The sequence below is a fragment of the Microbacterium sp. NPDC007973 genome, from assembly GCF_042958465.1.
GTDB lineage: Bacteria > Actinomycetota > Actinomycetes > Actinomycetales > Microbacteriaceae > Microbacterium > Microbacterium galbum.
Genome location: NZ_JBIBJJ010000004.1, coordinates 675,707 through 698,292, shown reverse-complemented (window position 1 = coordinate 698,292; position 22,586 = coordinate 675,707). Strand labels below are relative to the sequence as shown.

Below are 22,586 nucleotides of genomic sequence, written 5' to 3'. Positions count from 1 at the left end.
CGCGCGCGAGAACCCCAGAGAAGAGAGATCATGAACGCACTCACCACGATCGAGCGCCGCGCGCTGCAGTCGATCAGCACGCCCGACGGTCACATGCTCATCGTCGCCGCCGACCAGCGCAACGGCATGAAGGCCGCCATCAAGGACGCCCCCAACGGCTCCGACGGGATCTCGCGCGAGGAGCTCGCCGAGGTGAAGGCCGACCTCGTCCGCCACCTCGCCAACCACGCGCCGGCGATCCTGCTCGACCCCGAGGTCGCGCTGCCGCAGATCGTCGACGACGGCGTGCTCGCCCGTGACACCGCGCTCGTCGTCGGTCTCGACGCCTCGGGTGCCGAGACGGTCGACGGTCTGAAATACACGCGATACGTACCCGGCACCACGCCGCACTCCATCCGCGAGCAGGGCGCCGACGTGGCCAAGATGCTCTGGTACACGCGTCCCGACAAGCAGGATGCCGACTCCCGCGTCGCGCAGGAGATCCGCGACCTGGTGAAGGCGTGCGACGAGGAGGGCCTGCTGCTCATCGTCGAGCTGCTCACGTACCAGCTCGAGGGCGAGAGCGACGAGGAGTACGCGGAGAAGTTCGCCGACCTCGTCGTCGACGGAGCCGCCCTCGCCGTCGCGTGCGGCGCGAAGATCCTCAAGCTGCAGTACCCCGGCTCGGCCGAGGCGAGCGCGCGCGTGACCGAGGCCGCCCAGGGCGTGCCGTGGGCCGTGCTGTCGGCCGGCGTGGACCACGAGACGTTCATCGAGCAGGTGCGCACGGCCGTCGCCAACGGCGCCTCGGGCGCGATGGCCGGCCGGTCGCTCTGGAAGGACAGCCTCTCGATCGACGCCGACCGCCGCGAGGAGCTGCTCTCGGGCCGCGCCCTGCCGCGCCTGCGCGAGCTCGCCGACGCCGTCGACGGCCGCTGACATGAGCCCGTCCGCCCGGCACCGGTTGCGTCGTCCGGTCGCGTCCGACTCCCCTCGGACCGGCTCCCCGCGGGTGCACGCGGAAGACGGATGCCGCCGTGCCGGGCGGGCACTCGGGTCGATCCGCGACGCCGGTCGCGCGGCGCCCACCCCCGCGGCGCGCGGGGGTTCGGCGCCCGTCGTCCGTGCCGCCGTGCGGGGCGCGCGGTCGGTCCGGCGGATAGGGTGGCACGTCGAAGCCCCCACTCGCCCGAACCCCGGAGGTGCCTCGTGACCACGATGCGCGACGTCGCTCAGCGCGCCGGGGTGAGCACGAAGACCGTGTCGCGCGTCTTCAACGACGATCCGCACGTGCTCCCCGACACGCGAGCCCTCGTCGAGGCCGCGATGCGCGAGCTCAACTACGTCCCCAATGCCCTGGCGACGACGTTCCGGGCCGGACGCGCCTCGGTCATCGGGGTCGCCGTCCCCGACGTGGTCGATCCGTTCTTCGCCGCCATCGCCCGCGCGGTCGAGGACACCGCGCGCCGCCATGGCCTGTCGACCCTCGTCACGAGCCTGGGCGAGAACCCCGACGACGAGAGGCCCGCGCTCGAGTCGCTGCTGGGTCGCCAGCTCACCGGACTGGTCATCGCCCCCGTCGGCACCGACCACTCGTGGCTCGAGCGGTGGCGCGGGCATACGCCGATCGTGTTCGTCGACCGTGCACCGGCGGGACTGCTCACCGACACGTTCACCGAGAACGACGAAGCCGGCGCGCACCTGGCCACCACCCACCTGCTCTCGCACGGGCACCGCCGCATCGCCTACGTCGGCGACATGGTGCACCTCTCGACCGAGACCAAGCGCGTCGAGGGCTGGAGGCGGGCGCTGCGCGATGCGGGCGTCGACGTCGACGAGCGACTCGTCGCCTCGCAGGTCTCCGACCGCGCATCGGCGGCATCCGCTCTCGAGCATCTTCGCGGCCTCGACGAACCCCCCACGGCCCTGTTCTCCGCCAACGCCCGGTCGTCGATGGCGCTCGCCCACGTGCTGCGCGGCGATCCGCTGCCGTTCGTCGGCTTCGGCGACTTCCCCATGGCCGACACGCTCACCCCCTCCGTCACGGTGATCGACCAGGACCCGCGCCGCATCGGTGCGCTCGCCGCCGAGCGGGTGTTCGCGCGGTTGCAGCCCGATGCCGGCCTGGGTCTCGACGAGCTGACGGTGATCGACGTGTCGCTCGTCGAGCGGGAGTCCTGCGCGCTCTGACCCCCTCCGCTTTCGCTCGAGGCGGCTGAGCTCGTCGAAGCCACCGGGGCACGCGGCCACCGGTTTCTTCGGCGGGCGCAGAGGCCCGTGTTCGGGGTGCGAGGGATGACGCGGACGCGTCGACGCACAATGGCCGGGCCGGGGCAAGAGCCCGTCCACGATCAGGCGGGCGCGATAGGAAAGGCAGTCAGAGAACGCCACCGCTCCCGAGAAGAGGGCTCCGATGACGACCTTCCCGCGCTCCGAACGCCGCACCGCCGCTCGGACGGAGGTGACGTCGTGAGGCTCACCGACACCAGCGACCTGTGGTGGAAGACCGCCGTCTTCTACAACCTCGACGTCAAGACCTATCTGGATGCCGACGGCGACGGCGTGGGCGACCTGCGCGGCCTCGCGCAGCGGCTCGACCACCTCGCCGAACTCGGGGTGACGTGCCTGTGGCTCGCGCCGTTCTACCCCTCGCCGCAGCGCGACAACGGCTACGACATCGAGGACTACTACGGCGTCGATCCGCGGTACGGCTCGCCCGGCGACATGGTCGAGGTGCTGCGCACCGCCCACGACCGCGGCATGCGGGTGATCGTCGACCTCGTCGTGAACCACACCTCCGACCGGCATCCGTGGTTCCAGCAGGCGCGGCAGAGCCCCGACAGCCGCTACCGCCACTTCTACCAGTGGCGCGACGAGGTGCCCGACGACGCTCCGGCGAGCATGTTCCCCGACGTCGAGGACGGGGTGTGGTTCTTCGACGACACCGCCGGGCAGTACTACAAGCACTCGTTCTACCGGCACCAGCCCGACCTCGCCACCGACCATCCGGAGGTGCGCGAGGAGATCGCCAAGGTCATCGGCTTCTGGCTCGAGCTCGGCATCGACGGCTTCCGCGTGGATGCCGTGCCCCACCTCATCGACGGCGACGAGGGCCCCGAGCACGACTTCCTCCGCGCGCTGCGGGGCTACGTCTCGCGCCGCAGCGGTCACGCCATGATGCTCGGCGAGGTCAACCTCCCCTACGACGAGCAGGTGCGCTTCTTCGGCGACGCCGACGGCGACGAGCTGACGATGCAGTTCGACTTCGTCGCCAATCAGCGGCTCTACCTCGCCCTCGCGCGTCAGGACGCCGCGCCGCTGCGGGAGGCGCTGGAGTCGCGGCCCGAGATCGCCCGGGGAAACCAGTGGGGCAACTTCGTGCGCAACCACGACGAACTCACCCTCGATCAGCTGTCGGAGGCCGAGCGCGAAGAGGTCTTCACCGCCTTCGCCCCGGAGCCGGGGCAGCGCATCCACGGGCGGGGGATCACGCGGCGGCTGCCGGCGATGCTCGAGGGCGATCCGCGCCGCATCCGCATGGTCTACAGCCTCATGTTCTCGCTGCCGGGAGCGCCCGTGCTGTACTACGGCGAGGAGATCGGCATGGGGGAGAACCCCGAGATCGAGGGCAGTCGCGCCGCCGTCCGCACGCCGATGCAATGGACGGGCGCCCCCGACGCCGGCTTCTCGACGGCCGACGACCTCATCGCCGACATCGTTCCGGGCGGCTTCGGGCCGCAGCACGTCAACGTCGCCCAGCAGCGTCATGATCCCGACTCGATGCTCAGGTTCGTGCAGAACCTCGTGCGTCACTATCGCGCCTCGCCCGAGATCGGATGGGGGGAGTTCGGCATCCTGGATCAACCCCACAGCTGCGTGCTCGCGCACTCGCTCACCAGTGAGCTGGGCCTGTTCGTCGCGGCGCACAACTTCGCACCCGACGGGCGCACGTTCCGCCTCGAGATCGAGGGGGCGGATGCCGAGCAATGGCGTGTGGTGAACCTGCTCGACGATGCGGCGGGGGCGGAGACGCTCGACGGATCCGGATTCGACGTGTCGCTCGACGGGTACGGCTACCGGTGGTGGCGGGTGATCCGGCCGGGGGAGCGGCGCATCGCCTGACGCACGCGGGGGCGGGCGGAAGTGATCGGGCGCGGCACCCCCCAATGGTGCCGCGCCCGTCACCGACCGGATCGGGAAGCCTCTCCCGATCGCTCGCGCGCAGGGGTTCCCCCACGTCCGCCCCGCGCGCGGTCTGATCCATACAAGCACAGCGCGTCGTAATTAGCACCCGACGGGTGATCGTAAATACGACCGTGGGTGAACCGGAGGGTCGTCTACGATCGGACTGTGGGTCGCGGCGCAGTCGGACCACCCTCCCGGTACTCCCGTCGAGTGGTGGCGAACGTGGATCGCCTGCGGAGGGCCAAGGGGCTCACCGTCGGTGAGCTGCTCAGTCGCGCCGGAATGACGAAGAGCTACTACCAGTCGCGCGCCGGCCTGTCGCTGCCGTACAACACCAACGATCTGGAAGCCCTCGCGGTGGCGCTCGACGTCACGCCCGAGGAGCTCGCCAGCCCCGACACGGCGCCGCGGGTCGAGATGCGCGTGCCGGCCGGGCCCCTGGCATCCCGCGTCCGACGACTCATCTCCGCGCAGACCGCCACCGCCGACGACCTGCTCGCGCACCTCGACGACATCGACCCGCAGGCCGCGGACGGAGCGCGCGCGCTGCTCGCGGAGGGCGCGACGAGCGTCGTGCTCGACGAAGAGGTCCTGCGGCTCATCACCCACTGGGGCGACGTGCCCACCGAGTACCTCACCGACTACACCGATGCCGCGGTGACGGATCGAACGGATGCCGAGCTCGACCTGCGCGACGCGATGCGCGAGGCCGGAGCCAGCAGCATCCAGTTCCGGGCTCTCGGCGAGATGTCGCCCGACGCCCTGCGCGCCATCGCCCAGTCGCTGCGAAGCAGGCCGCCGGCGACATGAGCGACCGCGACGGGGGGAGAGCGGTGGCTGCGGAGGACATGCAGGCGAGAGTGCGGGCGCGAGCCGATCGGGCGATCGCCCGCGCGCGATTGACGGCCGACATGGGGTTCGACGACGTGGTGCGAGCGGTCGAGCGAGCCGTCGGCATCCGTCTCCGAGTGATTCGCGAGACCGACACGAGCGGATGGGGGACCCTCACCGGCTACCTCACCTTCTTCGCCGACAGGGGCGAGGCGAGCATCCACGTGCGCGCATCGGATGCGGCGCTGTACAGCCAGTTCGCCGCCTCGCATGAGCTCGGCCACCTGCTCGACGACGCGCACTGCACCGGCGCCCTCCACGAGCGGGGCGCACGCGAACGCTCCTCGATCGCGCCGTACGACGATCCGACGCTGACGACGCCGGAAGTCGAGGCCGAACTCGTCGCCGAGCACGTCGCCCACCGCATCTCCCGCCTGCTGTACGCGAGCCCCCGGGTGGCCGAGTCGTCGTGGTGACCGTTCTCCTCATCGACGCGGCCCTCGTCGCGCTGCTGCTGCTCGTGGTGGGCCGTGCGCGCGCCGCTCGGCGTCAGCCGCGGGCGCGCATCGCATGGCTCGCCGGCCTGGTCGGCGTCATCGCACTGCTGACCCAGGGCACGGTCATCCCGCTCGGTGTGCTCGACGGCCTGCTCGGGGGCACGAACATCCTCAAGCTCGTGCAGGGCGTGCTCACGATGGTGGCGCTGTGGCTCGGCATCCAGGCCGGGATCGCCCCCGTGACGGCGCGCGTCTCGACACTGCGCTGGCGCTTCCCGGCGCTGCTCGCGGGGGTGTTCGCCGTCGTGTTCTTCGTCGCCCTGCCCGAGCGCGGGCCGACGTCGTTCCGCTTCATCGAAGACGCCGTCGCCACCTCGACGGGCGCGTGGGTCTACGGGGTGGTCCACATGGCGGGCATCGCCCTGGTCGGGGTGCTGCTGTGCGTCTCGGCCCACGTCTCGCTCCCGGGCGTGCGCTGGTTCTTCCGGGCCGGGGCGATCGGGATCGTGCTGGGCTGCGTGAGCGAGATCGCGGATCTCACCCTGGCGCGCTTCTTCGCCCCCGTTCCGATCGTGAGCGCGCTCTTCGACCCGCTCTTCTACCTCGGCGTGCTCGCCTTCGTCCTCGGCATCTTCCGCGCCTCGCGCGTGACCGGCCGCATCCGCCGGCGGGGCGAGGCGCTGCTGGAGGATCTCGGCGCCGTGGCCCGGCGGCGCGGTGTCGCGGGCCTGCCGGGCCTCGCCGACGACCCCCTCGTCGACACGCGCCTGCACGCGCTGCGCGTGGCCGTCGAGGACGACGCCATCGCCACCTCGTCGCCGTTGAGCGCTCAGGAGCGCGAGCTCCTCGACGACGTCGACGCCCACCTCACCCGCCGATCCACGGGAGCCCGCCCATGATCCGCCCCCTCGCCCTCGGCACGGGCATCGCCGTCGCCACCGTGGCGCTCGCCCACACCGCGCTCGCCGGCTACGTCGCGCGAAGACTCATCGCCCCGCGCGCCGCCAAGGTCTCCGCACCCGTGACTTTCGCGGGCGGCACGGTCACCGTGCCGGCCACGCTCGAGAGCCGCGAGCCGGGCACCTACGGCCTCTGGCTCGACGACGGTCGGCACGTGGTCGTCGGCGAACCGCTGCGCGTCGGGAAGGACCGGGTCGTGCGCGAGCTCGCATCGCGTCCCGACGGACTCGCCGACGGTGACGCCGTGGCGACCTGGACCTCGCAGAGCATCGGTTCCCCCGAAGACGTCGGGCCCACGCGGCACGTCTCCGTGCCGCTGCGGCGCGGCGGCGTCGCCGAGGCGTGGGAGATCGGCGACCCCGACACGGCCGACGGCCGCTGGACGATCCATGTGCACGGGCTGCGCTCCAGTCGCAACGGAGCGCTTCGCTCGGCGCCGGCGGCGGTGGATGCCGGATGGATAGCGCTCGTGGTGTCGTACGCCGGCGACGAAGAGTGCGCCCCCGCCGACGCCCTGCCCTCGACCCTGGGAACGCGCGAGTGGCGCGACGTCGACGACGCGATCGCGTACGCCCTCGCGCGCGGTGCCCGGGAGATCGTGCTCGTGGCCTGGTCGATGGGCGGCACGATCGCGATGCTCGCGCTCGAGCACTCGGCGCACCGCGAGGCGATCGCCGGACTCGTCCTCGTCGCGCCGGCGCTGGACTGGCCCCGGGTGGTCGACAACGCCGTCGCGAACGCGCACCTGCCCCGCACGGTCGCCGCCGCGTCGATGCGCGTGCTCGCGAGCCGCATCGGGGCGCGGGCCCTCGGCCTCGTCGAGGCGGTCGACGCGCGCGCCCTCACGTGGGTGGGCGAGGGCCGGCCCGGGCCGGGGGTGCCGACCATCATCCTGCACAGCCGCGTCGATCCGGTCGTGCCGTTCTCGGGATCGGTGGCGTTCGTCGAACGGCATCCGGATGCCGAGCTGGTCGCCTTCGACGCCACCGGTCACTGCAACGAGGCCAACCAGGAGCCCGAGCGCTTCCACGACGCGATCGCCCGCTGGCTCCGCGCCCGCTGAGCCGCGAAGGTCCCTGAGCTTGCGAAGGGACCCGGGGTGCGGCGGATTCCGGTGGCTTCGACGGGCTCAGTGACCTGGGCGTGGGCGGAGGTCGCTGAGCGTGTCGAAGGGACCGGGGGGTGCGGGGCGGTCCGCTGGCTTCGACCGGGTCGCGGCCGCTGCAGCACTCAGGCGCCGACGACCGCCGCGATCGCACCGCGCGCGCCGCGCTCGGCCAGCAGCGCGCGGGCGGCGAGATAGGCCTCGCGCAGCCGCGCGTCCTGCCCGAGGTCGCCGAAGACGGGCGCGTAGTCGAGCAGCGCCGCCGGGTCGTCGGCCACGATGGCCCGCAGCTCGTCGAGCCGACTGTCGACCGCGGGGGTCTCCTCGCCCGATTCGGTGCGCCCCTCGAGGAACACGCTCCACCCCGCGAGCACGAGGGCCGCGTGGTCGATCCGGCCCCCGGCGGCGAGCTGCTCTCGGACGACGGGCAACAAGAACTTCGGGAGCCGGTCGGAGCCGTCGACGACCTGACGCGCGAGCGTGTCGCGGATGGCCTCGCTGCCGAAGCGCGCGATGAGCTCGTCGCAGTAGGCGTCGAGGTCGATCCCGGGCACCGGTCGCAGCGTCGGAATCGCCTCGGCGTGCATGTAGCCCTGCAGGAACGCGACGAACAGCTCGTCGGTGCACACCTCGTGCACGTAGTGCGCGCCCGACAGGATGCCGAGGTAGCTCATCGCCTGGTGCGACGCGTTCAGCAGCCGCAGCTTCATGAGCTCGTACGGCTCGACATCCTGGACCAGCTGTACGCCGACCTCGTCGAAGGCCGGACGCCCCAGGGGGAAGGCGTCTTCGAGCACCCACTGGGCGAACGACTCCGAGCGCACGGGCCAGCGGTCGTCGACGCCGAACTCCTCGGCGATGGACGCGCGCGTCTCGTCGGTGGTGACCGGGGTGATCCGGTCCACCATGGAGGTGGGGAACGACACGTTCTGCGCGATCCAGGCGGCGAGTTCCGGGTCGAGACGCTCGGCGAACCCGAGCAGGGAGGCGCGCGCGACGTGGCCGTTGCCCTGGATGTTGTCGCACGACATGACCGTGAAGGCCGGGATGCCGGCATCCCTCCGTCGGCGGAGCCCCTCGGTCAGCAGGCCCATCACGCTCCGCGGAGGCAGGGCCCCGTCGAGGTCGGCGAGGGTGGGTTCGTCGCGCGGAGCGTAGGCGCCGGTGGCGTCGTCGATGCCGTAGCCGCCCTCGGTGATCGTGAGCGAGACGATCGCGGTGTCGGGATCGGCGAGCTTGGCGACGACCGCCTCGGGGTCGTCGGGGACGAAGAGGTAGTCGACGATCGAGCCGACGACGCGGGCCGCGGACGACCCGTCGGGAGCGGTGGTGACGAGCGTGTAGAGCCGATCCTGGGCGGCGAGGGCGTCGCGCATCGCGGCGTCGAACGGCAGCACCCCGACCCCGCACAATCCCCAGTCGCCGTGTCCGGCCTCCAGGAGCCGGTCGAGGTACATCGCCTCGTGGGCGCGGTGGAACCCGCCGACGCCGACGTGCACGATGCGCGAGCGCACGGCCGACCTGTCGTAGGTCGGAACGGAGACGTCCGCCGCGAGGGAGGGGAGGGCGGCGGCGGTGAGTTCGGTCATGCGGGGCTTCCGTGGTTTGGGGAGGGAGGGGCGGGTGGTCCCGGTCCCTTCGACGGGCTCAGGGACCTGGGTTGCGCGAGTCCGGTGGCTGAGCGTGCCGAACCTCCGGGCGGGGGCGGTCCGTCTCGCGTGAGGGGTCAATTTTTGTCGCCTGGAGCGCGCCGCGGCGACGATTTCTGACCCCTCACGCGAGGAGGGAGTGGGTCAGCAGGAGGACTTGTAGACCGCGTCCTTGCCGTCGCCGTTGATGTTGTCCTTGGTGAGGATGGTGAAGCCGGTCTGGATCTTCTCCTCGGTGGACTCGCCCTTCAGCGCGGCGATGGCCTGCTTGACGCCGTCCGAGCCGATGGTGGCGGGCTCCTGCGCGACGAGCGCCTGGACGGTTCCGGCTTCGAGGGCCTTGACCTGGGCGGGACCGGCGTCGAAGCCGACGATGGTGACCTGGCCCTGCTTGCCGGCCTGCTGCACACCGGTCGCGGAGCCTTCGGCGGCGAACAGGTTGGCGGCGAAGATGCCGACGATGTCGGGGTCCTTCTGCAGCGCGGCGGTGACGATCTCGGCCGCGGTCGAGGGCTCGTTGTGGGAGTACTGCACACCCACCGACTCGAACTTGCTGTCCTTCGCGACGGCGTCCTCGAAGCCCTGGGCGCGGGCGTCGGTCGTGGACACGCCGGGGTCGGTGGAGACGACGAGCACCTTGCCGCCGTTGGGGTTCGCCTTCTGGATCGCCTCGAACGCGGCAGCTCCGCCGCCTTCGTTGTCGCTCGAGATCTGCGACACGGCTCCCGAGGGGTCCTCGAGCGTCGTGTCGACGAGGACGACCTTGATGCCCGCGGCCTCGGCGGCCGCGATGGGTGCCTGCATGGCCGACACGTCGGTCGGCGCGATCAGCAGCGCGTCGGGCTTCGACGCCACGACGGCGTCGACGATCGGCTTCTGCAGGGTCGGGTCGAACTTCTCCGGCCCCTGAGTGGTGACGGTGGCGCCCTCGGTCTTGGCTTCGGCTTCGATGCCGCACTGCATGGAGATGTAGAACTCATCTCCGGCGACGCCCTGCACGAACGCGATCTTGTAGCCGCCGTCGGAGCCGCCGGACGCGCCGCCCGAGGCCGTGCCACCGGAGCAGCCCGCGAGAGTCAGGGTCGCGGCCATGCCGAAGACCGTCAGGGCGGTCGCCTTCTTGTTCCACTTCATCGTGATCACCGTTCTGTTGTGAGTTCTTGCTGTCGGGTTGGGTAAGGGGTGGAGAGGGAATGGATGCCGCCGCGGCTCAGCCGCGCCGACCTCCGCTGAGGAACTTGCGCCAGAGGCCCTGCGAGTTGCCGCGCGTGGCGGCGGTGCGGCGCACCTGGTCGACGTACACCGCCGTGATCAGCACCGCGCCGACGGCGACCTGCTGCCAGAACGGCTGGACACCGGTGATGACGAAGCCGTTCTGCAGCACCGCTGGGATGAATAGACCCACGACGGTGCCCATGATGGTGCCGACGCCGCCGAAGAGCGACGTGCCACCGATCACGACGGCCGCGATGACGTTGAGGTTGGTCTGCGACTGCCCGGCGATCGCGGTGGTGGAGAACTGGGAGAGCGACAGGATGCCGCCGAGCCCGGCCAGGGCGCCGGAGATCGTGTAGATCTTGATCAGCTGCGCGTCGACCTTGACGCCGACGCGACGGGCGGCGATCTCGCTCGACCCGACCGCCAGCGTGTAGAGGCCGAAGCGCGTGTAGTGCAGCACGATCGCACCGATCGCGACGACCACGAGGGCGATGACGCTGATGATCGGGACGCTGCCGAAGACGTTGCCGTAGCCGATCGAGACCGTGAGCACGGTCGGCACATCGCGGATGTCGACACCGCCGGTCAGGATCTGCGCGAGACCGAGGGCCATGCCGAGGGAACCCAGGGTGACGATGAGCGGCGGGATCTTCGCTTTCGCGATGAGGAAGCCATTCAGCAGCCCCCAGCACACGCCGCTGAGGATCGCGACGAGGATGCCGACGATCGCGACGCCCCAGCCCTCGCCGCCCATCGCCCGCATGACGATGGCCGCGACGACGCCGGAGAAGACCAGGACCGACCCGACCGAGAGGTCGATGCCGGCGGTGATGATGACGTAGGTCATGCCGACGGCGAGCACCGCGAGGATCGAGGCGTTCTGGATGATGAGACGGAAGTTGGTCCACTGCGCGAACGAGTCGGGCGCGATGATGCTGAAGACGATGATGATCGCCAGCAGCACGAGGAGGATCTGGAAGGCCTGCGTACGCAGGATCCGGCGCACCGGGTTCACCTTCTGGTTGTCGTCGAATGTGCCGATCGCGACGGTCTCGGTGGGAGGGGTCTTGACGCTCACTTCTGGTCGTCCTTCGTGACGGCGCCGGTCATGAGCCCGACGAGTTCTTCCATGGAGGTGTCCGCGGCCTGGATGTTCGCGACGCGGGTCCCGAGTCGCAGCACCTGGATGCGGTCGGAGACGTCGATGACGTGCGGCATCGAGTGCGAGATGAAGACCACGGCGATGCCCTTGTCGCGCACGCGGCGGATCGTCTCGAGCACGTTCTTCGTCTGGCGCACGCCGAGGGCCGCGGTCGGTTCGTCGAGGAACACGACGCGCGAGGCCCAGTGGACGGCGCGGGCGATCGCGATCGCCTGACGCTGGCCGCCCGACATCTCGCCGACGGGCGAGGTCAGGCTGCGCACCGTGGCGCCGAGCTCGTCGAACGCCGCGCGCGATGCCTTCGCCATGTCCTTCGTCTTCATGAAGCCGAGGGCACCGGCCAGCCCCGGGCGACGGATCTCGCGACCGAGGTACATGTTCTGCACGGGGTCGAGGTGGGGCGCGAGCGCGAGGTCCTGATAGACCGTCTCGATGCCGAGCGACGAGGCGACCTGGGGGTTGGACATGTCGATCGGCGATCCGTCGAACCGGATCTCTCCCTCGTCGACGGCGAGGTTGCCCGACAGGGCCTTCACGAGCGTCGACTTCCCGGCGCCGTTGTCGCCGATGAGGGCGGTGACCTCGCCGGGGTAGACCTCGAAGTCGACGTTGTTGAGGGCGCGGACGGATCCGAACTGGCGCGACAGACCGCGCGCCTGCAGCACGGGTACAGCCGTGGTGGTGCTCATGAGGAAGCTCCTTCGTGGTGGCCGGCGCCCCCGGCAGGGGTGTCGGAGACGGTGACGACGAGGTCGGCGCGGTGGCGGCCGCGCTCGACGACGAGGGCGTTCGCCTCGTCGACGTCGCGGACCCAGGCGACGGCATCGTCATGGGGGTGGCCGTGGGACAGGCGGCGGGCGACGAGCCGCTCGCGGCGCGCGGTGGGTTCGATGTCGAGGAACCAGACCTCGTCGAGACGGGATGCCACGGCATCCCACCCGAATCCCTCGTGCAGCAGGTAGTTGCCCTCGGTGATGACGAGCGGAACGTCGGCGGGCACCAGAACCGCGGAGCCGATGGACTCCTCGAGGTCCCGATCGAAGCGCGGCGCGTAGACCTCGTGCCCGGCGCGGATGCGGTCGAGCAGGGCCACGTAGCCGTCGACGTCGAACGTGTCGGGGGCGCCCTTGCGATCGCGGCGACCGAGGCGGATGAGCTCCTCGTTCGCGAGATGGAATCCGTCCATCCCGACCAGCACCGCGTTGGAGCCGAGCGCGGCGAGCAGCGCGTCGCTCACGGTGGACTTGCCGGCGCCGGGGGTTCCCGCGAGTCCCAGCACGCGGCGCTCGCCCGATGCCGCGAGCAGCCGGGCACGCTCGACGAGGTCGTCGAGGTGCACGGTCGCGGTGGCGATCGGTGCGGCGTTCTGCGAGGTGCGGGTCACGGCGGTGTGGTCCTTCCGGGGACGCCGCACGTCGGAGTGCTGCGCCGGTGGAGCGGTCCGGTGGAGCTGTCCACCGGTCGAACGTTGGTTACGGTAAGCCCACCGTGACACCGGTGTCAACACCCGTGATCAATTCGTCATGACACCGAAGTCATCCGCGGGATTCTGTGGTTATCATGGGCCGCGACGACACCGCCGTCGTCCCCGCCCTCAGGACCCGCGAAAGAGCCCTCCCATGACCGAATTCACCGACCGCACCATCCTCGTCACCGGAGCCGGTGGCGGTATCGGCGGGGCGACCGTGCGACACCTCGTCGCCGCCGGCGCCACCGTGCTCGCCGCCGGCCGCACGGCTGACAGCGTCGAGGCGATCGCCGCCGAGACCGGAGCCGAGCCCGTCGTGTTCGACCTCGAATCCGAGGACGAGATCCGCTCCGCGATCGAGGGCCGAGACCTCTATGGCGTCGTGAACTGCGGCGGGTGGGGCGGCGAGATCGCGACACCCATGGAGACCGACATCGACGTGTTCGACAAGGTCATGAGCATCAACGCCCGCGGCTCGCTGCTGGTGACCAAGTACGCCTCGCGCGAGATGATCCGCGTCGGCAAGGGTGGCGCGATCGTCAACGTCTCGAGCCAGGCCAGCCTCGTCGCCCTCACCGGACACATCTCGTACGGTTCGTCGAAGGCGGCCCTCGACAACATCACGCGCGTGTCCGCCCTCGAACTCGGCGGCTACGGCATCCGGGTCAACAGCGTGAATCCCACGGTCGTCATGACGCCGATGTCGGCCTGGTACTGGGGTCGTCCCGACATCGAGGGCCCCTTCCTCGAGGCCATGCCGCTGCACAAGTGGGCGACCGAGGACGACATCGCCGCCCCGATCGTCTTCCTGCTCAGCGACGGGGCCGGCATGATCTCCGGCGTCTCGCTCCCGATCGACGGCGGCTACTCCAGCCGCTGATCCGGATGCCACGGAGCGGCGCCGCGGTGGGCGGCGCCGCTTCGCGGTCTCGGCGCGCGGAGGTCGCGTCGCGCGAGGCTGAGCCTGTCGAAGCCTCCGGGGGTTGCGGTCCCTTCGCGGGGCTCAGGGACCTTCGCCCGCGCCCGTGGTCACAGGCCGAGCGTGCGCTCCAGGTAGGCGTTGCGGAAGACCCCGCGCGGGTCCGCCTCGCGCGCCGCGGCGAGGAAGTCCTCGGCTCGGGGCAGCGTCGCCAGCACCGCTTCGCCGGGCATGGTGAACGCCTTCCCCCAGTGCGGACGCACGTCGAAGGGCGCCAGGGCCCGCTCGATGTGCGGCAGCACCCCGAGTACGCCGTCGGTGTCGTTGCGCCAGGTGAAGTGGATCGCGAGCACGTCGCGCTCGAATGCCGGGCTGAGCCAGAGACCGTCGGCGGCCACCGTGCGCAGCTCGGTCACCAGCAGGTGGGCGTCGAAGGAGGGGGCGATCGCGCGCACGGCCGCCAGTGCCTCGGCGGCCGCCGTGATCGGCACGAAGTACTCGGACTGGATCTCGTCGCCGTCGCTGGGCAGTGCGTCGGCGCGGAAGTGCGGCAGACGGGTGTGCCACGGCCCCGGGGTTCCGCGCTCGGTGGTGTTGTCGAGCGTGCGGATGCGCCCGAGGTGCAGGTCGTCCCCGACCGCGCGGCCCCCGAGTTCCCCGACCCACGTCGGCGCCCCGGTGTCGCTCTTGGCCCACACGAGGTCGTCGGCCGGGTCTCCCCACGTCGTGAACACGCTCACGCTGCGCGAACCGCCGAACACCGTCGTGGGATCCGACGCGAGGTCGTCCCAAGCGACGCCCGTGAACGCCTGCTGCACGACCGTGTACGACGGGACGGTGCGCAGCTCGACGGCCGTGACGACGCCGAAGGCGCCGAGCCCCAGGGCCGCGGCCCCGAACCACGGGTGGCCCCGGTCGATGTGGTGCGGGCGGCCGTCGGCATCCACGATCTCGAGGGCCGTGACGGCGCTCGAGAGGTTGCCGTTGCCCATGCCCGACCCGTGCGTTCCGGTGGCGGCGGCCCCGGCGACCGAGATGTGGGGGAGCGATCCGAGGTTGTGCAGGGCGCGCCCCTCGGCCTCGAGCACGGGGGCGAGCTGCGCGAACGTGACGAGACCCTCGACGCGCACGCGGTCGTCGGTGACGTCGATGCGCGTCGGCATCCGCTCGAGCGACACGAGGGCGCCGTCGGCGTCGGCGATGTCGTTGAAGGTGTGGCGCGTCGCCTGCACGCGCAGAGCCGGACGGGATGCCACGACCTCGGCGAGCTCGCCCGCGTCGGCGGGCAGCAGCACCTCGGCGGCGCGATAGTGGTGATTGCCCGACCAGGTTGCTCCGGCGGCTCGTGTCTCGGTCATCGTGTCTCCTCGCGTCGTCGCCCACCCATCATGACCCGGACGCGCGACATCGATGCCCGCGCGGACGGTTTCGGGAAGGGTTTCGATCCGTGCAGAGCCCTCAGCGGGCGGGGAACAGGGCGGCCTCGAAGACGGCCTCGGCCGCGCCCACGAGCAGGCGGTCCTCGCCGAGTTCCGCGGCCGCCAGGCGCAGACCCTCCGCGCACGCGGGCAGGGTCTGCGCGCGCACGGCGTCGTCGAGTCCCGCCAGATCGAGCTCGGCCAGGGTCGCGAGGAAGCCGCCGAGCACGATCACCGCCGGGTTCATCACGTTCGCCGCGTTCGCGAGAGCGGTCGCGAGGATCCGTCGCTGCCGCGCGATCTCCGCGCGAACGGCCGGATCGTCGGCGGAGCCCAGAGCCGCGGAGAGCATCGCCTCGTCGGCGCTGTCGAGCCCGACCGCCGCGAGCAGGAGCGCGCGACTGACCTCGTCCTCGAGCACGCCGTCGACCGCCCGGCGGTCGCGGGGATCGACGATGCCAGGACGGTTCTGCCCGAACTCGCCGGCGTACCCTCCCGCGCCTCCCAGCGGCACCCCGCCCACGATCACCGCGCCGCCGATCCCGCTCGCGCCGCCGTTCAGGTAGACCACGTCGTGCGCCCCGCGCGCGGCGCCGAAGAGGTGCTCGGCGAGGGCGCCGAGGGCGGCGTCGTTGCCGACGTGGGCGGGCAGGCCCGTGGCATCCGTCATGAGAGAAGGCAGCGGGGCGTCGATCCAGCCGAGGTGCGGAGCCTCGCGCACGACGCCGTCGGCGGCGCGCACGGGACCCGGGACCGCGACGCCGACCCCGACGATGCGGGCGTCGGTGAGGACGTCGCCCCGCCACCGTGCGAGGTGCGCGCCGACCAGCTCGGCGGTGCGTTCGGGGGTGAGCAGTTGGGTCTGCTCGAGTCGCTCGCGCGCCACGATCGTACCGTCGAGGGCGACCGCGCCGAGGTCGAGGGCGTCGACCTCGGGGTTGACGGCGATCGCGACCACCCGCGGGTCGGGCGCGACGATGGGGGAGGGACGACCGACGCGTCCCTGCGCGTCGGATGCGCGCTCGACGACGAGTCCCGATCGCTGCAGGTCGCCCACGAGGTCGGCGATAGTGGAGCGATTCAGGCCCGTTGCCTCCGTGAGGGCGGCCCGGGAACGCGGACCCTGGCGGTGCACCGTGCGCAGCACCAGCGACAGGTTGGCGCGGCGCATGCCGTCGCCGCGGGTGCCCTCGGTGACCATCCGACCACTGTGCCATGCGGTCGGCGTCCGACCGTGGCACTCTTCCCGTCCGTCCCGGGAGCCCGCGAGCCGCGACCTCGCCGTGTGCACGCCCTCCCGAGGGGCGAGCGGCGGAGCGCGGCGCCTCCCCGGCGAGAGCGTCCACCTCCCGACGTCGCGACTCGCGCATTCCCACCCCGGGCAAAGCGGGCGGTGCCAGGATCGACGCATGGACCTCTCCGGCATCCCCATCACGACCATCCGCGGCGACGAGACGACCTTCGGCGACCTGACCGACGGCAAGGCGGCGCTCGTGGTCAACGTCGCCTCGCGGTGCGGGCTCGCGCCGCAGTACGAGGCGCTCGAGGCGCTGCACAAGAAGTACGCCGACCGCGGGTTCACGGTCATCGGCTTCCCCAGCAACCAGTTCCTTCAGGAGCTCGGCGATGAGGACAAGATCGCCGAATACTGCTCCGCCACGTGGGGCGTCACCTTCCCGATGTCGGAGAAGGTCAAGATCAACGGCCGGAACGCCCACCCGCTGTACAAGGAGCTGACCTCGACCCCGGATGCCGAGGGCAAGACCGGCCGCATCTCGTGGAACTTCGAGAAGTTCGTCGTGGCCCCCGACGGGCGGGTGACGCGGTTCAGCCCGCGCACCCTGCCCGACGCGCCGGAGGTCGTCGCCGCGATCGAGGACGCCCTCCCGCGCTGACCCGCGCCCTGCGCCGGCGCCCGCCCGGGCCGGGCGCGCCCTCCCGCGCTCGCACCTCGTCGAGTGTCCGGAACACGCCGTCGCGCCTCGGCCGACACGGCGTGTCCTGGACACTCGACGGGGGAAACGGCGCCCGACGGCTCCCCTATCCTGACCGGGAACCCGACCTTCGAAGGAGCCGTCATGGCCGATGCCGTCGTCCTCGTTTCCGGCGGAGCCGCCGTCACCCCGTACACCGACCCCGAGCGCGCCGCGTCCGCGGGGCTCGCGGCGGGCAACACGATGACCGCACTGCGCGCGCACTTCGTGGCACGCGGCATCCGGGTCTTCACCGCTCCCGCCCGCATCGGTGCGGGGGAGGTGCGGGAGGATGCCGGGTGGCAGGGCTTCGACGACGTACCCGTCGTGCTGCCGGCCGGGGTGACGATCAACGCGGTCGGTCGTGTCGACGACGCGGGGGCGGCGCTCGCCGCCTTCCTGCGGTGGCTCGCGGACGAGCGGGAGGTCGGGAGCGTCGACCTCGTCGGTCACTCGATGGGCGGGCTGTTCTCGCGCGCCGCGATCCGCGAGCTCGGGGGCGGCGGCCCGCGCATCGAGCATCTGGTGACCCTCGGCACCCCGTGGGACGGCTCGGTGCTGGGCGACCTGCTCGACGGCGAGCTCTCGGAGGCCGATGCGCACGGCGACCCCGCCGCGCGACAGATCTTCGCCGAGGCGCGTCCGTACGCCGATGCCAACTCCGAGGGGGCGGCGGCCGAGGTGTCGCGCCGGTTCCTGCGCGGCTGGAACGACGCGCAGGCGGGGGTGCTCGACGGCATCCCGGTCACCGCGGTCGGCGCGGGCTACTTCTCGGCGGCGACTGAGCCGGCGCAGCTGTGGCCGCACGACGGCCTCGTGTCGCTCACGAGCGGCCGTGCCGACGAGGTGCCCGCGACGGTGCTGCCGAGGGTCGAACGCCATTCGTTCGGCGACCACGTGCACAGCATCTTCTTCGCCGAGGCCTTCGGCCTGCCGTGGGAGCGCGCCCTGACCTGGGATCCCGCGGTGTTCGCGGTGGTGGATGCCGCGCTCGGCGACTGACGCGGGGCTGGACGCCGTGGCATCCGGGGTATATGTTGTGAGCACCAACAAACCCGGCGCGCGTCACCGCGCACTCGTGCGTCTCCATGCGAAGGAGCAGGAATGCCCACCCCCACCCGCGATGACAAGTTCTCGTTCGGACTCTGGACCGTCGGCTACAACGGCACCGACCCGTTCGGCGGCCCCACGCGTGAGCCCCTCGACGTCGTGCACGTCGTCGAGAAGCTCGCCGAGCTCGGCGCCTACGGCCTGACGTTCCACGACGACGACCTCTTCGCCTTCGGCTCGACCGACGCCGAGCGTCAGAAGCAGATCGACCGCCTCAAGGGCGCGATGCGCGACACCGGCATCGTTACCCCCATGGTCACCACCAACCTCTTCTCGGCCCCCGTCTTCAAGGACGGCGGCTTCACCTCGAACGACCGCCAGGTGCGTCGTTTCGCGCTGCGAAAGGTGCTGCGCAACCTCGACCTCGCCGCCGAGCTCGGGGCGAAGACGTTCGTCATGTGGGGTGGCCGCGAGGGTGCCGAGTACGACTCCGCGAAGGACATCCGTCAGGCGCTCGAGCGCTACCGCGAGGCCGTGAATCTCCTCGGCGACTACGTCACCGACAAGGGCTACGACATCCGTTTCGCCATCGAGCCCAAGCCCAACGAGCCCCGCGGCGACATCCTGCTGCCGACCCTCGGGCACGCGATCGCGTTCATCGACTCGCTCGAGCGCCCCGAACTCGTGGGCCTGAACCCCGAGGTCGGCCACGAGCAGATGGCGGGACTGAACTTCGCCGCCGGCATCGCCCAGGCGCTGTACCACGGCAAGCTCTTCCACATCGACCTCAACGGTCAGCGCGGCATCAAGTACGACCAGGACCTCGTGTTCGGCCACGGCGACCTGCACAACGCCTTCGCCCTCGTGGACCTGCTCGAGAACGGCGGCCCCGGCGGGGTTCCGGCGTACGACGGCCCGCGTCACTTCGACTACAAGCCCTCGCGCACCGAGGATGAGACCGGTGTCTGGGACTCCGTGTCGGCCAACATGAACACCTACCTGCTGCTCAAGGAGCGCGCCGCGGCCTTCCGCGCCGACCCCGAGGTGCAGGAGGCCCTGGAGGCCGCGAAGGTCGCCGAGCTCGCGCAGCCGACTCTCAACGAGGGCGAGACCTACGACGATTTCCTCGCCGACCGCTCGGCCTACGAGGACTTCGACACCGACGCGTACCTCGGCGGCAAGGGCTTCGGCTTCGTCCGCCTGCAGCAGCTCGCGACCGAGCACCTGCTCGGCGCGCGCTGAGCTCCGCGGGGCCCGGATGCCACGGCATCCGGGCCCCTTTCCGTCGAGTGTCCACGACACGCCGCATCGCCCCGAGCGGCACGGCGTGTCGTGGACACTGAACGGGATGCCGCACCGCTGCGGCGCGAACAGAGGGAGTGAGCATGGCGCTCGTCATGGGAGTCGATTCGTCGACGCAGTCGTGCAAGGTCGTCGTCGTCGACGCCGAGACCGGGCGTGTGGTGCGTGAGGGGCGCGCATCGCACCCCGCCGGAACCTCGGTCGACCCCGAGGCGTGGTGGATCGCGCTGCAGGACGCCATCGCCCGAGCGGGCGGGCTCGACGACATCGCCGCGGTCTCGATCGCCGGGCAGCAGCACGGCATGGTCGTGCTGGATGCCGAGGGGGCCGTCATCCGCGACGCCCTGCTCTGGAACGACACGCGGTCGGCCCCGGCCGCACGCGACCTCATCGACGAGGTCGGCGCGGCCGAGTTCGCCGAGCGCGCGGGCGCGGTGCCGGTCGCCTCGTTCACCGGCACGAAGCTGCGCTGGCTGCGGGATGCCGAGCCCGACAACGCTGCGCGCGTGGCCGCGGTCGCGTTGCCGCACGACTGGCTCACCTGGCGCCTTCGCGGGTTCGGTCCGGGCAACGCGGTGCTCGAAGAACTGGTCACCGATCGCTCCGACGCGTCCGGCACGGCGTACTGGGGCGCCGGCGGATACGACGACGACCTCTTCGTGCGCGCCCTCGGTCACAACGCGGTGCGCCCGCGCGTACTGGGACCGTGGGAGAGTGCCGGGACGCTGCCGGGCGGGGCTCTCGTGGGCCCCGGCGCGGGGGACAATGCCGGCGCGGCCCTCGGCCTCGGCGCGGGGGTGGGCGACGTCGTCGTGTCGCTCGGCACGTCGGGCACGGTGTTCGCCGTATCCGACGCCCCGAGTCACGACACCACCGGGACGGTCGCCGGCTTCGCCGACGCGACCGGGAAGTTCCTCCCCTTGGTCGCGACCCTCAATGCCGCGCGCGTGCTCGACGCGTTCGCGGGCCTGCTCGGCGTCACGCACGACGAGCTCGGCGCTCTGGCGCTGCAGGCCGAGCCGGGGGCCGACGGCGTGGTGCTCGTGCCGTGGTTCGAGGGCGAGCGCACCCCGAACCTGCCGAACGCGCAGGCCTCGCTGACCGGCCTGACCCTGGCATCCACGAACCGTCCGACGCTCGCGCGCGCGGCGGTCGAGGGGATGCTCAGCGGCCTGGCCGTGGGTCTCGAGGCGATCCAGGCGCAGGGCGTCGAGGTGCGCCGCGTGCTGCTGATCGGCGGGGCGGCGGCCAACGACGGGGTGGCGCGCATCGCCGCGCAGGTGTTCGACGCCGAGATCGTCGTGCCGGCGGCGGGGGAGTACGTCGCGCTCGGTGCGGCGCGCCAGGCCGCGGGCGTGCGGGCGGGTGGACCGGTCGAGTGGACGGTGGCCACGACCCGGGCGGTCGAGCCCGACCACCGCCCGCAGATCCGCGCGCGCTACGACGCGGTGGCGGCCCTGCGTGCGCAGGAGAGCTGATCGCGTGATTCGCAGTGGATTCGGGCGACCGAAATACGTCAGAGTAGGACCGGACCCGTCGACGCCTTGTAAGGGGGGCGTCGGCGGGTTCTTCACGGGAGCGCTCCCGGTGTCGTGCGTCAAGACCCTCACCGCCTCGGCCTGAGGCGCCCTAGCGTCGCCGCATGGTGCGCATCCGACTCGAGTCCCCGGCCTTCCAGCGCGACATCGACGTCGACGATGCGGAGCCCCTCGTCGAAGTCGAGGGGATGACCTGGGCCCGCGCGGGCGAGATCGGCGGCGTTCCGCGGTACGTCCCGGCGGCGGCGGGCTGAGGGGGCGCGGCGTCCGACGACGGTTCGAGCCCCTGATGAAGCGCGCGGGCTGAAGGCGCCCGTCCGGTCGGCGCGGCTGTGCCGCGCGCCTACCGGAGACGCGTAGTCGAAGTTGTACGTACAGACTGGACGATCCGTACGTTACGCACTACGCTGACGATCACGCGAGAGAGTTCGCGGACGGATCCACCCGGTGCGCACGATCGCCCCGCCTCCGTCACGACTACGGAGGGACTGCCCATGCCTTTGGTCAGCGGACACGACGTCATCCACGAATGCACGGCCCGCGGGCTCGTGGCGGGGGCGTTCAACACCACCAACATCGAGACGACGATGGGGATCATCGACGCCGTCGAGAGGGTGGGGGTGCCGACCTTCATCCAGGTGGCCCCCACGAACGTGAAGCTCTCCGGCTACGAGTACGTGTACGACATGGTCGCGCGACGTCTGGCCGACACGACGGTCCCCGTCGCCCTGCACCTCGACCACGGCAAGTCCCTCGACGCCGTCGAGGCGGCGCTGGCCGCCGATTTCACGTCGATCATGATCGACGCCTCCGAGGAACCGCTGGCCGAGAACACCGCCACCTCGGCGACGGCGCGCCGCATGTGCGGCGCGTCGATCGCGCTCGAAGCGGAACTCGGCAGCATCGGCGGCAAGGAGGACGACGTCGCACCCGAGTTCGCGAGCACGACGGATCCGGCGCAGGTCCCCGACTTCGTCGCCGCCGTCGGCTGCGACATGCTCGCGGTGTCGGTGGGCAACGTGCACGGGTATGCGCCGAACGCCCGTATCGACTTCGACCTGCTCGAGCGGGTGCGCGCGGCGAGCTCCGTTCCCCTCGTGATCCACGGCGGCTCGGGTCTGCCCGAGGAGCAGCTCGGCCGCTTGGCGGACTTCGGCGTGGTCAAGGTGAACGTCGCGAGCGATCTGCGTAACGCCATGATCCGCAGCTTCGGCGAGGCCTACGCCGCGAACCCCAACGAGAACTCCCTGATCCGCGTCTCGCTCGATGCCGTCGCGGCGATCTCCGACGTCGTCGAGCGGCGCATCCGCACGTTGAACCCCTCGATCTGAC

Annotated in this window: 21 protein-coding genes; 14 read left to right on the top strand and 7 right to left on the bottom strand. The window is 71.5% G+C overall.

Annotated elements, in window-relative coordinates:
• Window positions 1-30: 30 nt before the first annotated feature.
• From ACFZA2_RS16185 to ACFZA2_RS16155, 7 genes are all read left to right on the top strand, one after another.
• Entirely contained in the window at window positions 31-918 is an 888-nt protein-coding gene (locus ACFZA2_RS16185) for a hypothetical protein (protein ID WP_391406830.1), read from the top strand.
• Window positions 919-1,197: 279 nt separating this feature from the next.
• Window positions 1,198-2,169, top strand: coding sequence for a LacI family DNA-binding transcriptional regulator (locus ACFZA2_RS16180; protein ID WP_391406948.1), 972 nt, complete (start codon window positions 1,198-1,200; stop codon window positions 2,167-2,169).
• A 279-nt stretch (window positions 2,170-2,448) separates the two neighbouring features.
• Window positions 2,449-4,101, top strand: a complete 1,653-nt coding sequence (locus tag ACFZA2_RS16175) for an alpha-amylase family protein (protein ID WP_391406828.1) — start codon at window positions 2,449-2,451, stop codon at window positions 4,099-4,101.
• A 276-nt stretch (window positions 4,102-4,377) separates the two neighbouring features.
• Complete coding sequence (locus tag ACFZA2_RS16170; RefSeq protein ID WP_391406826.1) at window positions 4,378-4,974, top strand: helix-turn-helix domain-containing protein; 597 nt, start codon at window positions 4,378-4,380, stop codon at window positions 4,972-4,974.
• Between the two features lie 23 nt (window positions 4,975-4,997).
• Window positions 4,998-5,471 (top strand): hypothetical protein, encoded by a 474-nt coding sequence (locus tag ACFZA2_RS16165; protein WP_391406824.1) that lies wholly within the window; start codon window positions 4,998-5,000, stop codon window positions 5,469-5,471.
• Entirely contained in the window at window positions 5,468-6,391 is a 924-nt protein-coding gene (locus tag ACFZA2_RS16160) for a hypothetical protein (protein WP_391406823.1), read from the top strand. The genes ACFZA2_RS16165 and ACFZA2_RS16160 overlap by 4 nt, the downstream gene beginning before the upstream one ends.
• Window positions 6,388-7,515, top strand: coding sequence for an alpha/beta hydrolase family protein (locus ACFZA2_RS16155; RefSeq protein WP_391406821.1), 1,128 nt, complete (start codon window positions 6,388-6,390; stop codon window positions 7,513-7,515). The genes ACFZA2_RS16160 and ACFZA2_RS16155 overlap by 4 nt, the downstream gene beginning before the upstream one ends.
• A gap of 167 nt (window positions 7,516-7,682) precedes the next feature.
• On the opposite strand, the gene ACFZA2_RS16150 is transcribed toward ACFZA2_RS16155, so the two are convergent.
• The 5 genes from ACFZA2_RS16150 to ACFZA2_RS16130 all read right to left on the bottom strand — a co-directional run bounded on the left by ACFZA2_RS16150 (window position 7,683) and on the right by ACFZA2_RS16130 (window position 12,970).
• Window positions 7,683-9,146 carry a mannitol dehydrogenase family protein gene (locus ACFZA2_RS16150; protein WP_391406820.1) on the bottom strand — a complete coding sequence of 488 codons (1,464 nt, stop codon included), beginning with the start codon at window positions 9,144-9,146 and terminating at the stop codon, window positions 7,683-7,685.
• Between the two features lie 204 nt (window positions 9,147-9,350).
• Entirely contained in the window at window positions 9,351-10,340 is a 990-nt protein-coding gene (locus ACFZA2_RS16145; RefSeq protein WP_391406818.1) for an ABC transporter substrate-binding protein, read from the bottom strand.
• Window positions 10,341-10,416: 76 nt separating this feature from the next.
• Window positions 10,417-11,502 (bottom strand): ABC transporter permease, encoded by a 1,086-nt coding sequence (locus tag ACFZA2_RS16140; protein ID WP_315995208.1) that lies wholly within the window; start codon window positions 11,500-11,502, stop codon window positions 10,417-10,419.
• Window positions 11,499-12,275, bottom strand: coding sequence for an ATP-binding cassette domain-containing protein (locus ACFZA2_RS16135; protein WP_363578221.1), 777 nt, complete (start codon window positions 12,273-12,275; stop codon window positions 11,499-11,501). Before ACFZA2_RS16135 ends, ACFZA2_RS16140 begins: the two co-directional genes overlap by 4 nt.
• Window positions 12,272-12,970, bottom strand: coding sequence for a nucleoside/nucleotide kinase family protein (locus tag ACFZA2_RS16130; RefSeq protein ID WP_391406815.1), 699 nt, complete (start codon window positions 12,968-12,970; stop codon window positions 12,272-12,274). Before ACFZA2_RS16130 ends, ACFZA2_RS16135 begins: the two co-directional genes overlap by 4 nt.
• A 235-nt stretch (window positions 12,971-13,205) precedes the next feature.
• Here ACFZA2_RS16130 and ACFZA2_RS16125 point away from each other — a divergent pair, with 235 nt between their 5' ends.
• Window positions 13,206-13,934 (top strand): SDR family oxidoreductase, encoded by a 729-nt coding sequence (locus ACFZA2_RS16125; RefSeq protein ID WP_315995205.1) that lies wholly within the window; start codon window positions 13,206-13,208, stop codon window positions 13,932-13,934.
• Window positions 13,935-14,083: 149 nt separating this feature from the next.
• Here ACFZA2_RS16125 and ACFZA2_RS16120 read toward each other — a convergent pair whose 3' ends face one another.
• Entirely contained in the window at window positions 14,084-15,331 is a 1,248-nt protein-coding gene (locus ACFZA2_RS16120; protein WP_391406812.1) for a D-arabinono-1,4-lactone oxidase, read from the bottom strand.
• Window positions 15,332-15,431: 100 nt separating this feature from the next.
• On the bottom strand, window positions 15,432-16,592 hold the full coding sequence (locus tag ACFZA2_RS16115; protein WP_391406810.1) for an ROK family protein: 1,161 nt from the start codon (window positions 16,590-16,592) through the stop codon (window positions 15,432-15,434).
• A gap of 208 nt (window positions 16,593-16,800) precedes the next feature.
• On the opposite strand from ACFZA2_RS16115, the gene ACFZA2_RS16110 reads away from it, so the two are divergent.
• The 6 genes from ACFZA2_RS16110 to ACFZA2_RS16085 all read left to right on the top strand — a co-directional run bounded on the left by ACFZA2_RS16110 (window position 16,801) and on the right by ACFZA2_RS16085 (window position 22,585).
• Window positions 16,801-17,286 (top strand): glutathione peroxidase, encoded by a 486-nt coding sequence (locus ACFZA2_RS16110; protein ID WP_363391037.1) that lies wholly within the window; start codon window positions 16,801-16,803, stop codon window positions 17,284-17,286.
• A 183-nt stretch (window positions 17,287-17,469) separates the two neighbouring features.
• Entirely contained in the window at window positions 17,470-18,366 is an 897-nt protein-coding gene (locus tag ACFZA2_RS16105) for an esterase/lipase family protein (RefSeq protein WP_391406805.1), read from the top strand.
• 102 nt (window positions 18,367-18,468) lie between these two features.
• Window positions 18,469-19,656: a xylose isomerase gene (gene xylA, locus ACFZA2_RS16100; protein ID WP_391406803.1), complete on the top strand. Its 1,188-nt coding sequence runs from the start codon at window positions 18,469-18,471 to the stop codon at window positions 19,654-19,656.
• A gap of 143 nt (window positions 19,657-19,799) precedes the next feature.
• A complete protein-coding gene (xylB, locus tag ACFZA2_RS16095; protein WP_391406801.1) occupies window positions 19,800-21,194 on the top strand; it encodes a xylulokinase in 1,395 nt (464 codons plus the stop codon).
• 164 nt (window positions 21,195-21,358) lie between these two features.
• Window positions 21,359-21,508 carry a hypothetical protein gene (locus ACFZA2_RS16090; protein ID WP_391406799.1) on the top strand — a complete coding sequence of 50 codons (150 nt, stop codon included), beginning with the start codon at window positions 21,359-21,361 and terminating at the stop codon, window positions 21,506-21,508.
• Between the two features lie 240 nt (window positions 21,509-21,748).
• Entirely contained in the window at window positions 21,749-22,585 is an 837-nt protein-coding gene (locus ACFZA2_RS16085; protein WP_391406798.1) for a class II fructose-bisphosphate aldolase, read from the top strand.
• Window position 22,586 lies beyond the last annotated feature (1 nt).

Excerpts from the sequence above, each read along its gene's own strand:
- ACFZA2_RS16105 (WP_391406805.1), top strand. The coding sequence starts at position 17,470 with ATGGCCGATGCCGTCGTCCTCGTTTCCGGCGGAGCCGCCGTCACCCCG.
- ACFZA2_RS16180 (WP_391406948.1), top strand. The coding sequence starts at position 1,198 with ATGCGCGACGTCGCTCAGCGCGCCGGGGTGAGCACGAAGACCGTGTCG.
- ACFZA2_RS16085 (WP_391406798.1), top strand. The coding sequence starts at position 21,749 with ATGCCTTTGGTCAGCGGACACGACGTCATCCACGAATGCACGGCCCGC.
- xylA (WP_391406803.1), top strand. The coding sequence starts at position 18,469 with ATGCCCACCCCCACCCGCGATGACAAGTTCTCGTTCGGACTCTGGACC.
- ACFZA2_RS16120 (WP_391406812.1), bottom strand. The coding sequence starts at position 15,331 with ATGACCGAGACACGAGCCGCCGGAGCAACCTGGTCGGGCAATCACCAC.
- ACFZA2_RS16150 (WP_391406820.1), bottom strand. The coding sequence starts at position 9,146 with ATGACCGAACTCACCGCCGCCGCCCTCCCCTCCCTCGCGGCGGACGTC.
- ACFZA2_RS16135 (WP_363578221.1), bottom strand. The coding sequence starts at position 12,275 with ATGAGCACCACCACGGCTGTACCCGTGCTGCAGGCGCGCGGTCTGTCG.
- ACFZA2_RS16110 (WP_363391037.1), top strand. The coding sequence starts at position 16,801 with ATGGACCTCTCCGGCATCCCCATCACGACCATCCGCGGCGACGAGACG.
- ACFZA2_RS16185 (WP_391406830.1), top strand. The coding sequence starts at position 31 with ATGAACGCACTCACCACGATCGAGCGCCGCGCGCTGCAGTCGATCAGC.
- ACFZA2_RS16145 (WP_391406818.1), bottom strand. The coding sequence starts at position 10,340 with ATGAAGTGGAACAAGAAGGCGACCGCCCTGACGGTCTTCGGCATGGCC.
- ACFZA2_RS16090 (WP_391406799.1), top strand. The coding sequence starts at position 21,359 with ATGGTGCGCATCCGACTCGAGTCCCCGGCCTTCCAGCGCGACATCGAC.
- ACFZA2_RS16125 (WP_315995205.1), top strand. The coding sequence starts at position 13,206 with ATGACCGAATTCACCGACCGCACCATCCTCGTCACCGGAGCCGGTGGC.
- xylB (WP_391406801.1), top strand. The coding sequence starts at position 19,800 with ATGGCGCTCGTCATGGGAGTCGATTCGTCGACGCAGTCGTGCAAGGTC.
- ACFZA2_RS16155 (WP_391406821.1), top strand. The coding sequence starts at position 6,388 with ATGATCCGCCCCCTCGCCCTCGGCACGGGCATCGCCGTCGCCACCGTG.
- ACFZA2_RS16115 (WP_391406810.1), bottom strand. The coding sequence starts at position 16,592 with ATGGTCACCGAGGGCACCCGCGGCGACGGCATGCGCCGCGCCAACCTG.